We start from the raw sequence: 11,535 nt of genomic DNA on the forward strand, positions 1-11,535 counted from the left end.
GGCATCAGCGATCGACGGTTCTCGCGGGCCAACGACCGCAGGCGCGGTGGATTCGTCGAATCCCACGGCGGCGGAACGATTCTGCTCGCTCGCGGAGACCTGGCACTCGAGATGGGCCTGCCGGTCCTCGGAGTGGTGGCCTACGCACAGTCGTACGGCGACGGAGTGCACACGTCCATCCCGGCTCCGGGGCTCGGCGCGCTCAGTGCCGGTCGCGGCGGCAAGGATTCGGCGCTCGCGCTTTCGCTGAACGCACTGGGCGTCAGTGCAGACGACGTGGCCGTGATCTCCAAGCACGACACCTCCACCGCAGCCAACGATCCGAACGAGGCGGAACTGCACACTCGCCTCGCCAAGGCCATCGGCCGTTCGGACGGCGCTCCGCTGTTCGTCGTCTCGCAGAAGAGCCTCACCGGACACTCGAAGGGTGGAGCGGCTGCCTGGCAGCTGATCGGCCTGTGCCAGGTGCTGGCCAACGGTGTCATTCCGCCGAACCGCAGCCTCGATTGCGTCGACGACAAGATGACCGGCTTCGAGCATCTGGTGTGGGCACGGGAGCCGCTGCGCTTCGGTGACTCGGTGCCGCTCAAGGCAGGTCTGCTCACCTCCCTGGGATTCGGGCACGTGTCCGGACTCGTCGCCCTGGTGCACCCGCAGGCATTCCTCGAGGCCGTTCCGGCAGAACGGCGTGCGGAGTACATCGCCAAGGCGAACGAGCGCCGAATCGCCGGTCAGCGCAGGCTGATCTCGGCGATGGTTGGGGGCGACTCCCTCTACGAGCGGCCCGACGATCGACGGCTCGGACATGACGGGACGCCGGCCAAGGCGTCACGCGAACTGGAGGCAAACGTGTTGCTCAACGAGTCCGCTCGCCTCGGCGCGGACGATGTCTACTCCTCCGGTCTGCCGGGTGCCATCTGATGGCGATCCTGGGAGTGGGTTTCGACCTGGTGACGGTGTCCGACTTCGCCGAGCAGATGGAGAAGGTCGGCACGACGATGATCCGCGACAGCTTCACCGCGGGCGAGCGGCGTCATGCAGCAACGAAGAGTTCCGACCCGACCCGCCACTACGCGGCTCGGTGGGCCGCCAAGGAAGCGGTGCTGAAGGCATGGGCGACGTCGCGATTCGCGCGTCCGCCGCAGATCGGCGACAACCCGTATCCGTTGATCGAGGTCGTCAACGATGCGTGGGGTCGGCCGTCCATCAAATTGCACGGGATGGCGCAGGAGTTCCTGCCGACGGTGAAGATTCATCTGTCGCTGACACATGACGGCGACATCGCCGCCGCGGTGGCGATTCTGGAGGAGTGAATTCGCTCCGAGAACGAGTCAGGCCCGTCCGATCCAGGTGATCGGGCGGGCCTTTCGTCTGTGCGGGCTCGGGTTGCTCAGGCTGGTTCGCTCTCGTTCGTCGAGCCGCCGGAACGCCTGCTCTCCTTCTCGGCGACGAGCAGATACGCCATCATGATGCGTTTGAGCTCGGCGACGGCGTCCTCGTGGCTCTGGCCGTCCTGCACGGAGAAGTTGAGCATCGAGTAGACGATGTGCACCAACACCTGAGCCATGAGGTTGCGGCGGTGCCGTGGCGTGCGCGGAGTGAGCGGTCCGAGCATGCGCGAGACCTGCTCGGCGAACTCCCGCTCGTGAATCACCCCGGTTGCGCGCGTCGACGGTGTCGATTGCATGGCGAGCCACACTTCACGGCGCGACGGATCGGTCATCCACATGCCGGCCATGTGGTCGACGAAGTTGTTCAGGAACCGCACCCAGTCCAGGGACGGGACCTCGCCGTCGAACTCGGCGAGTTCCTGTTGGACCCCCACGAGGTCCTGGCGGTTGAGCTCGCAGACGATGACGTACTTGTTGGCGAAGAACTGGTACAGCGTGCCGATCGGCAGTTCGGCGCGTGACGCGACTTCCTCGCAGGTGAACGACTCGAAACCCACATCGCTGAGCAACTCGCGTGAGGCCTGCAGCAGTGCGTCGAACTTCCGTTGGCTGCGTTCCTGGGTGGGTCGTCGTCGTGGCATCAGTTCCTGTGTCTGTGCCGTCGACTCGAGCGCGGCGTCGAGACGGCGCGAGGACTGGGCACGAGCAGAGGATTCCACCCGGTCAGGCTATCCGGCGCGGGTGCTCGTTATCCACAACGGTCCGGTAGGTCACTCCCACCGGTTCCGGTTTCGGGGTCGGACACGCGTGTTTCAGCTGGAGGTATGGAAGAAACCTGGGGTCGACGACAACTGCTGGTTCCCCATACTGTGACAAACTCCAAGGCCGATTCAGGCCAATTTAACCGTCAACAGGTATGGTTCAGGCAACAGAATCAAATTCCGTGCAGGGTGATCGTCGTTCGGATCCGCTGGATGACGTTCATGGTCGGGTGCCTCCACCCTGAGCACAGGGAGACTGCCATGGCAACTATTGGTATAGCGATCGAATCTGGCTCGATGCAGGCAATTCTTGTCGAGCCCACCTCAGGCGAGGTACTCGCCGACCGTACGACCCCGCTCGACCCCGACGCGGCCTCGGTTCTGCCCAAGGCGATCGAGACGATGCGCGCCGAGGCGGCGACACTCGCCACACAGGTGGACGCAGTAGGCGTGATGTACCGAACCGAGGACGAGCGCGCCGAGTTCGCAGCCGCCTTGGGCGACGAACCCGCATTGCTGTCGTCCGCGTCCGAGGCATTCCTCGGCTGGCTCGCGACGTCGAAGGAATTCGCCGACGCGAACACCGTCCTTCTGTACTACATGGGCGACACGGGCGTCTCCATCTCCCTCGCCGACGCAGCCCACGCCTCCATCACCCCGGCCAAGACTGCTGCGCTGGACTCGATGTCGCCCGAGCGCATCGGCAGCACCATCCCACTGGCGTGGGAAGTGGTGGATCAGTCCGGAAAGAAGCCAGAGTTCGTGGCCCTCTTCGGCGATTCTTCGAGCAATCGAGACCTGGTGGACATCCTGTCTCTCGGGCTCGGCGTTCCCGTCGTGCGCGTGGGTGATGCGGACCAGGTCGCGGCGCGAGGAGCTGCGCTGCTGGCATACCAGGACGAGCCGGCTGTGGTTGCCACCGCGCAGGCGGCGACCGATGACTTGGAGCCGGTCGCGGCCGCCGACACCGAGGTCGTGGCAGCCGACGAGTCCGACCAGTCCGACGCCGAGATTGCCGACTCCGAGCCCGAGGAGACCGTCGAGGTAGCGAAGGCTACGGATCTCGACACGGTGGTAGTGCCGCTTCCGGTGCCTGCAGCGCCCTCGACTGTCGGCACGAAGCCGGCCCGGTCGGGAGGCTCCGGGCGCAAGCTGGTGTTCGCCGCAGTGCTGCTGGCCGGAGTGCTCTCCGCAGGTGTCGCGGTCGCTGCGACGTTGCCGGGTGAATCCGAGTCGACTGCCGAGCAGAGCGTCGATCGGCGCGATTCCGGTGCGGATCTGGTGGGGGCAACCCGGCAGGCGGATCCGACGACGTCCGACCCGGTTGCTGTTGTGGTTCCGCCTGCGCCGGCGATTGCGCCGCCGCCCGAGACGATTCCTCCGACGGTGGACCCATCGACAGTTGTCGAGCCTGCACCGACGACCGAGGCGTGGCCGACGCAGGATCCGCCGCGTCAGGCTGTGGCCGCCCCGCAGCCGGCACCGTCACCGTCCACGGTGGCCCCTCCGCAGTTCACCGTTCCTGTTCCCGTTCCGGAGCCGGGCAAGTCGCCCGAACAGCTCGAGCAGGAAGCGTGGGATCGGCACTGGCAGCAGACCGGTGAGTGGATTCATCAGGAGTTCTCCGGCGGCTGACGGTGAACCGTTCTCGAGACGAGTGATGACAGACTGGCTACGGCCCGTCTGTCATTTTCTCGTTTGGAGGATTCATGCCCGCCGATCCGCGACCCGTCGACGTTCGATCTGCAATCGCATCGCAGATGCCCCGAGCGAAATCGGAGTTGGCAGAGTTGGTCCGCTTCACCTCGGTGCACGATCCCCGGCAGTTTCCGGCCGAGGAATGCACCGGTGCGGCGCAGTGGGTGCAACGGGCCTTCGTCGACGCAGGCATTCCCGACGTCCAACTGATCGAGACGGTCGACGGCTCTCTGGCGGTGGTCGGTTCGCGGCCGGCTCGCGCGGGAGCGCCGACCGTTCTGCTGTACTCGCACTACGACGTTCAACCTCCGGGTGACGGAAAACTTTGGAACAGTGAGCCTTTCGATCTGACCGAACGGGACGGTCGTTGGTACGGGCGGGGTTCGGCGGACTGCAAGGGCAACGTGATCATGCATCTGCTGGCGCTACGGGCGCTGGGGGAGTCGCTCGAGGTCGGCGTGCGGATCGTCTGCGAGGGTTCGGAGGAGATGGGCACCGGCGGGTTGGAAGCGCTCGTGGAGCAGCGCCCCGAACTGTTTTCGGCGGACATGGTGGTCATCGCCGATACCGGCAACGCGAAGGTGGGTTTGCCGACGGTCACCACCACGCTCCGCGGTATCGCCAACGTGGTCGTGCATGTGGAAACCCTTGCCGGGGAGGTGCACTCGGGCATGTACGGCGGGCCTGCGCCGGACGCGCTGGCCGCGTTGGTGCAGGTGCTCTCGACGTTGCGAAACGAGCAGGGCGACACCGTGGTCGACGGACTGGACGGAACACAGACCTGGGACGGGGTCGAGTACGACGCCGAGCAGTTCCGTGCCGATGCAGGCGTGCTCGATGGCGTCGGGCTGGCGGGTTCGGGCTCGGTGGCCGAGGCGGTGTGGGCGCGGCCTGCTCTGACGATTCTGGGGATCGACTGCCCACCGGTCGTGGGTTCGGCTGCTGCGATCTCGCCTCGTGCGTCGGCACGGCTGAATTTGCGGGTGCCGCCGGGGATGGATCCGCAGCGGGCTCAGGATGCGTTGGTGGCTCACCTGGAGGTGCGTACGCCATGGAATGCGCGGGTCACCGTCGAGCGTGAGGCGATCGGGTCGCCGTTTCGAGCCAGGACCGACGGGGCGGGTTACGCGGCGCTGTCCGAGGCGTTGGAGGAGGCCTTCGGGCATCCCATGGGGACGGCGGGGCAAGGCGGATCCATTCCGCTGTGCAACGCGTTGGCTCAGGTGCTGCCGGACGCCGAAATCGTGCTGATGGGCGTCGAGGAACCTCGGTGCCGGATCCACGCTCCCAACGAGAGCGTGGACCCGACGGAAATCGAGAAGATGGCCGTCGCCGAGGCGTTGTTCCTGCAGCGGTTGGCCGGCTCGGGCAGTGAGGTCTCAGACCGCTAGATCGCGGCGGAGCTTGGCGACGTGGCCAGTGGCGCGGACGTTGTACTGCGCCACCTCGATCTTGCCTTCCTCGTCGACGAGGAACGTGGAGCGGATGACGCCCTCGTAGACCTTGCCGTAGTTCTTCTTCTCCCCGAATGCGCCCCACGCCTGCAGGGTCGTCTTCTCCTCGTCGGAGAGCAGCGGGAACGTCAGCTCTTCCTTGTCGCGGAACTTGGCGAGCTTGGCCGGCTTGTCGGGAGAGATGCCGATGACTTCGAGGCCTTCGCCGTTGAGCTCGGCGAGACTGTCGCGGAAGTCGCAGGCCTGCTTGGTGCAGCCCGGGGTGCTCGCGGCGGGGTAGAAGTACACGATCACCTTCTTGCCTGCGTAGTCGGCGAGAGAGACGTCGTTGCCGTCGGCGTCGGGCAGGGTGAACGCCGGAGCGGTGTCGCCCGGCTCGAGCTTGCTGTATTCGGTCACCGCACGAGAGTATCGAAATATCGTCGTGCTCTAGGCTCGACTGCGACCGAGACTATTTGCAACAAGCTGGAGGACACGTGGCCAAGGACACCGACCGAATCGAGCGCGAGATCGAGGCCGCTCGCAATCAGCTCGCCAGCACCCTGGACGAGCTGAGCGTCCGTGCCAGCCCCAAGAACATCGTCGCCAACACCAAGCAGTCCGTGGTGGCCAAGCTCAACGAGCCGGCAGTGAAGTTCACCCTCCTCGGAGTGGGCGCAGTGGTGGCAGTTCTCGTGGTTCGCAGGATCTTCAACTGACGCGACAGGTGCTCCGACCAGCCGATTTCACATCTGGCGGCATCTGCTGTTAATGTTTCTCCCGCACCGCAGAGAACACGCGGTGCGGACCGGCGCCATTAGCTCAGTTGGTTAGAGCAGCTGACTCTTAATCAGCGGGTCCGGGGTTCGAATCCCTGATGGCGCACAACGAGTGCCCCTGAACAGCATATTCGCTGTTCAGGGGCACTTTTTGTTGTCCGGGTACGTGTAGGCGACCGCAAGCTTGGCGAGAATGGACAACTCTGTGACCTGCGGGTTCGCAAGCGCCGGAGGGCGTTTCGGAGACTTGACTCTTAATCACTTTTATCGGGAGTCAAGTGCATGTCTAACGACTTGAGAACTGCCTCTGAGCTGGCGCTGAATCCGATCTCCGGACAGCGGGATTGGCTCGGGGGATCGCCGTCCCCCCAACTCATCACTTACTCATCTTTTTGGAAACGCGGCCTCACCTGAACGGTGGTGGTTCTTCACGGATCCGTTGGACAAGCTGGCCGCCTGTGCCAGTCGTTAGGCTCACCGATGGATCATCCGGTCTGAGGCTGGCGGCATTCTTCAGATGTGTGCCGACTGTGAGTGGCCCCTCTGATCGAGGGAGTCCGAGCATTGGCGGGGAGGTGATTGCAGCGTCACCTGGATGCGTGCTGAGGACTGCTTAGGCGTCTGTCGAACGCGAATCCTGGGTGAGGCTCGTGCACGCTGTCAGAAGCGGTGTCGAAGCACAGCTGACGTCTCCCGCGTACAAACACAGACTGCGTCGCCGGGGACATCGAGACGACTGCCGTCGACGAAGATGTCGACAACGGTCTGCTCAAGCCCGCAGCTGACGGCCTTAACCTGTGGCTCGAAACCCCCGAGTGCCGCGACGGTATGGCGAGGACCGGGCCCTCAGATCTCCGTTTGTTCCGTTCGGAAGTACGTAATGGGTTTAGTCCGCAGCGCGCTCCATAAGGCGATTGAACTCTTGGTTGACGAGCTCCGCGGTCAACCCACGCGCCTTGCCCACTTCGAGCGTTACGCGACTGCAGGCCGTTTCGGCAGCGTCAAGTAATAGCGCGATTTCGGCGAGATCGTTGATCATTATTTGTTGCCCAGCCGCGCTTATGAAGTCTTCAGCGTGATCACGAAAGAAATGATGGATTAGTCGATTCCTCTCCGACACTGCGCGGCGACAGGTCTCCAGGTCGGCGGGACCCAGACGGTTCTCTTTGGAGATGGTGTTGACAAGCGCGCCGGTTGTCTTGCGGAACAGCTCGACGAACAGAGCGTCGATTTCGGTTGCCCTGTGAATAATCTCTGATCCTCGCGCAAAGGCCACAAGATTGACGAGCCCATGGTCGAACACTTGAGCCTTGTAAGCAGTGAGGCCGAACCGTGCGAACACTTCTTTCACACGGGCATCGTCGTCGGGTAGTTCATCTATGAGAACGTAGCCGTCCTTGTCAGGCACGGATCGAGTCTAGCGTGCAGAGAATATCTGTGGTGGTTACTTTCGGCCGAAACGTAGGCGGCTGCCGACTCACATGACGTGTTTTCCGGCACTCGGTGATGGCTGAATGGCTGTCGGATCGGCAGACAAGTCATAAATTAAGCGAAAATCTTTGATGAGCGACCCCATCTCGTCGTTCGTGATACTGATCGCGGGGCGTCTTGCGCGGAGATGGCGGACCAGCTCCGTTGTCGGCCACTGTAATTCCGCGTAGAAGTTCTTGAAGGATTTCCCGCTCCGAATAACGTACTGGCGTGCCTGTGAAGTCCAGTCGTCGTCGTTGCGCCGAAGCATGTCGATGGCGACATCCACGTCACCGACGTGGGTGCGACCCGGGTCAAGATAGCTGCCGAATACGTAAAGCCGATTCACAGTTAGCAGCTTGGTCGGGTCGGCGTTGTATTGGCCGGCGCGGTCCACGATTTCGTTCACATATTTGTCCGCTGTCCCGCGGGTGATTGGTCGGGAGAAAGAAGCCTGCGCCAGGGCGTTGCCTTGAGTTGTAGTGACCCAGAAGTCCTCTCCGTCGGTGGGCGCGCCGGATCGTTCAAGATAGCCGGCAGCGGCCAAGGCGTGGAGGGCGGACATGGCTTCTGCGTCGGTGATGCCTAAGACCTCGGCAGCGACCCCGGTGACGTGGGGGACCCGGTACCAACGTGCCAAGGTGCGGGCTGTCGTGGCAGGCAGTTCGGCGATCTCCTCGTCTTTGCTGATACGCACCCGATCACCTTTTCATACCGCGTTGCACTTGAAACGCTGCGAGCGACCAACCTTGACGTTGCACTACCGGATGCGAACCATGATTACTTCCCGGCCTGTGCCACACGTGTGCGTTGTGTGGTGGCTTGGACACGAGTTACTCATCAGTGCAACGTATTTAATGGCTATGGTCGGTTGTGTTCGCGTGAGTTCGTTGACTAAAGCCCGACGCACTGCTCAGGGTGCAATACTTGGCGCAGCTGGTTAACGGCTCAAGCGACTGCATCGTGCAGTAGGTACGGAGTAGGCGGGCGGGGTCTCCTGTCGTCGCTGGTGTGACCAGTGCACAGTCCGTCATGAACGTCGAATATAAGGAAGTGTCTGTGAACCTGTACGAGCGCATCGCCGCGTCGTTGGCAGACACGTCTGTGCAAATCAACCCCACACTCTTCGAGGAATGCGCTACAAGCCTGTTGAGTGTGACGTACCCGAACCTGGTACCGGTGCGTGGGGGATCCGATTCTGGCCGTGACGCTGATCTAATCCAGTCGCCTGGTGTGGACCCGGTACGGATGGCAATCACGTCATCACGAACAGAGAATGGCGCTAGGTCTAACCTTCGGACCGCGATGAATTCACTCACCGAGCATGGTCTTCCCGGGGAGTGGCTGGTATCTGTCACTTTGGCAGAGCTCAACGAGTCGAAACGTCGCAAACTCTACGAACTCGCGGAGGACGCCGGATACCGCTTGCACGCGATCGTGGATCGGAACTTCTTCGCCGACAGACTTCTCGCAAACGGTGAGTGGCGGAAGAAACTACTCGGCCTGCGTGGTGGTCCATTCTCTCTTTCCCGAGTACCCGCGTCGATCACGTTCGGCGCGTCTGCGCCGAGCCTCATCGGACGGGATGGTGTGCTGGAACAGCTTCAATCGCTGACGAGTGACATTGTCGTGTGGGGTCTGCCAGGAGTGGGAAAGTCCGCTCTGCTGAGCAATATAGACGAACTGTACTTCGTCGAAGGCATACCCAACGACGAGCAACTGATGGCCGACATACTTGAGACGCAGCCGTCCTACGTAGTCGTCGACGATGCCAGGCGGAGGTTGGCTGTGCTCGAGCAGCTCACCGTGATCCGCAGGCAGGAGCAGCTCGCTTTCGCGCTAATCGGCGTCTGCTGGCCTCACGAACGAGATGAGGTCGGTGCGGCGCTTCCGGATCGGGTGGAGTTCGAAGTCGAGCCGTTGGTTCGACCGGACATCGCGAGGATCGTTCGCAACCGTGGAATCGAAGGCGAGATCGAACTGGCGCGGATCTTGGACCAAGCGCAAGGTCGGCCGGGATGGGCTGTTTACCTTGCGGATCTGACACGCACAGACGTCGGGTTGCCGGACGTGTACAGAGGTACTGCGCTTCATGCCCGCGTCCTTACCTACCTGGAGCGCGCGGGTCTACGAACCGCGGCCCGTGACATTCTCGCGCTGATCGCTCTACTCGGCACACTGCGGGACTCGGAGATTTCAGAGCTTGCCGGACAGCTGGGGCACTCGAGGGCAGTAGTGACACAGGCAATCAACGAAGTCGCTGTCGGAGGGTTGCTGGACGTGGACCACCACTTTGGCTCAGGAGGCGAGTACGAGAACGTTTACAAGGTTGCCCCGGAAATACTCGCTGTTCCCATTACCGTGGAGTATTTCTTCTCTGGCATTACCCCCGTGATTCCAGTGAGCGAACTCTTCGAATCATGGCCCCACAAACGACTCGAGATCGCCCACGCGGTCGCAAGGTGCGCGGTAGCGGAGGCACCCAACGCAAACCTGACCGCGCACAGACTCTTCGACCTGGTTATCGACGATGTCGAGGTCGCTGGCGCACGTGAACCTTTGCTGCAACAGTTCTTGCACCTTGGCCCGGCGGAAGCAAAACTAGTCGTGGATCGGGCCGTTGCGAACTGGCGCGCTAGTGTGGGCGATTCGGCATACGTCACAAGCGCCGCCCTCGACGTAGTGACCAGGTCACTAGGCGCGGCGATAGCGCATCTGCACGTATTCGAGGTCGCGGTTGTGGCCGCCGATGTCGCCTGTCAGATTCGCCAGTCAGGTGGAGATCCGAAGTCCTTCTGGACGAGCGTCGTCGACAATGTGCGTGGATTCGGTCCCGAGGGCACCATTCAGATAGGTCTACTCGCAGAGATGTGGTTGCGGATCCAGAGATGGACAGAAGACGACGGCAGAGTGTCTGAACGCACCTCGGTCGCGGTATCGGCTCTACGCCAGTTGCTTCGTCCGACGTTGGATGCGAGTTGGATGAGCGCCGAAGACCTCAATGTAGCTCGAATGGTCAGTGCGACTTTACCCGCACACGCGATGTCGACGCTCATGGACCGAGTATGGGAGCCATTCGGAGCCGAACCGAGCAACCTCACGCGCTCTGACCTCAAGTCGCTCGTCGACCTGGCCAGCGAGTGGTCGCGTGTCGCGCGCGGGCTCGAATCGCATCCCGGCGCTCGCGTCTCCGCAGAAGAAGCATCTACTGCAACCAAAGTAGCGATCTCCATTGCGGATTACGTCGTGGACGCAAGCGCTGACTACCCCGGCCTTCGCGCTCAAGTACGCGCCCTTGCTGCGCCGTTGGGTAAGGACTACCCCGAGACGGACCCACTGCTCGCGTTCCTGTTCGAGGCACGGCCACCCGGATCGAACTGGAGGCAGTGGCGCGAACACATAGAAGAGGAAGCTCGTACGCACGTCGCCCCGTACCTTGTCCAAGACCCAAAAGTCTTGTGCGAGCGATTGGCACTACTCAAGCCCGAGTTCGACGGAACCGACTGGGGTGTCGCGAACCGCTCGTACACGGTGTTCGCGGCGATCGCTCGCTCTGACGTCCGGTTAGTGCCCTGGCTAGAGGCCGCACGAACCCACGGGCTTTTACGCGAAGCGCACTCCGTGCTCAGTCGTGTACTCGATGATTACGCACTCGAAGACGACCTCTTCATCGAGTTGTTGGACGAGCCTGCCGTCCGCGGCGCTCTGGTGAATACTGCCTTGTCAGAGCGGCACGTCGATCGCTACTTCAACCTCGTCGAACCGAGAGTCACCCCGCAGGACATCGCTGAGCTCGAACTGGTAGTCCGTAGGAACGAACACGCGGAAAGTGCGATCAGGAGACTTCTAACGTCCGACAGGAAGGATCTCCAAGCAGCCACCGCAGCAGCATTGCTTGCTGCCAGCGACGATCAAGGCGCGTTTCTAACTCCAGGGCTCGAGCCGTTGTGGGTTTCGGCAATAGCGCAACTCGAACTGCCGATGAAATTCCATCTGTACGGCG

General features: G+C 62.5%; 10 protein-coding genes and 1 tRNA gene. 7 read left to right on the forward strand and 4 right to left on the reverse strand.

Going from position 1 to position 11,535, the window contains the following annotated elements:
- Positions 1-921 (forward strand): beta-ketoacyl synthase (locus tag A2J02_RS12160; protein ID WP_156516202.1); only part of this gene is annotated, 921 nt, incomplete at its 5' end.
- Positions 921-1,313 carry a holo-ACP synthase AcpS gene (gene acpS, locus A2J02_RS12165; protein WP_008715184.1) on the forward strand — a complete coding sequence of 131 codons (393 nt, stop codon included), beginning with the start codon at positions 921-923 and terminating at the stop codon, positions 1,311-1,313. The genes A2J02_RS12160 and acpS, both read left to right, overlap by 1 nt.
- Before the next feature lie 77 nt (positions 1,314-1,390).
- Here the strand turns inward: acpS and A2J02_RS12170 are convergent, their stop codons facing one another.
- Positions 1,391-2,032, reverse strand: a complete 642-nt coding sequence (locus A2J02_RS12170) for a TetR/AcrR family transcriptional regulator (RefSeq protein ID WP_149406378.1) — start codon at positions 2,030-2,032, stop codon at positions 1,391-1,393.
- 417 nt (positions 2,033-2,449) lie between these two features.
- Between A2J02_RS12170 and A2J02_RS12175 the strand changes: the two genes are divergently transcribed.
- Positions 2,450-3,787: a hypothetical protein gene (locus A2J02_RS12175; protein WP_068050426.1), complete on the forward strand. Its 1,338-nt coding sequence runs from the start codon at positions 2,450-2,452 to the stop codon at positions 3,785-3,787.
- A 74-nt stretch (positions 3,788-3,861) separates the two neighbouring features.
- Positions 3,862-5,241, forward strand: a complete 1,380-nt coding sequence (locus A2J02_RS12180) for a dipeptidase (protein ID WP_068050427.1) — start codon at positions 3,862-3,864, stop codon at positions 5,239-5,241.
- On the opposite strand, the gene bcp is transcribed toward A2J02_RS12180, so the two are convergent.
- Positions 5,230-5,703 carry a thioredoxin-dependent thiol peroxidase gene (gene bcp / locus A2J02_RS12185; RefSeq protein WP_032370166.1) on the reverse strand — a complete coding sequence of 158 codons (474 nt, stop codon included), beginning with the start codon at positions 5,701-5,703 and terminating at the stop codon, positions 5,230-5,232. The genes A2J02_RS12180 and bcp overlap by 12 nt on opposite strands.
- Positions 5,704-5,780: 77 nt before the next feature.
- Here bcp and A2J02_RS12190 point away from each other — a divergent pair, with 77 nt between their 5' ends.
- Together A2J02_RS12190 and A2J02_RS12195 are read left to right on the forward strand one after the other, a co-directional pair.
- Positions 5,781-6,002, forward strand: a complete 222-nt coding sequence (locus tag A2J02_RS12190) for a DUF3618 domain-containing protein (RefSeq protein ID WP_032375974.1) — start codon at positions 5,781-5,783, stop codon at positions 6,000-6,002.
- 92 nt (positions 6,003-6,094) lie between these two features.
- Positions 6,095-6,168: transfer RNA gene (locus tag A2J02_RS12195), tRNA-Lys, on the forward strand.
- 780 nt (positions 6,169-6,948) lie between these two features.
- Here A2J02_RS12195 and A2J02_RS12200 read toward each other — a convergent pair.
- Positions 6,949-7,470, reverse strand: coding sequence for a hypothetical protein (locus tag A2J02_RS12200; RefSeq protein WP_068050428.1), 522 nt, complete (start codon positions 7,468-7,470; stop codon positions 6,949-6,951).
- 69 nt (positions 7,471-7,539) lie between these two features.
- Entirely contained in the window at positions 7,540-8,229 is a 690-nt protein-coding gene (locus tag A2J02_RS12205; protein WP_068050429.1) for a MarR family transcriptional regulator, read from the reverse strand.
- A gap of 608 nt (positions 8,230-8,837) precedes the next feature.
- Between A2J02_RS12205 and A2J02_RS12210 the strand changes: the two genes are divergently transcribed.
- A partial coding sequence (locus A2J02_RS12210) for a hypothetical protein (protein WP_231893826.1) occupies positions 8,838-11,535 on the forward strand: 2,698 nt, incomplete at its 3' end.

This window comes from Rhodococcus sp. EPR-147, from assembly GCF_001647185.1.
Classification (GTDB): Bacteria; Actinomycetota; Actinomycetes; order Mycobacteriales; family Mycobacteriaceae; genus Rhodococcoides.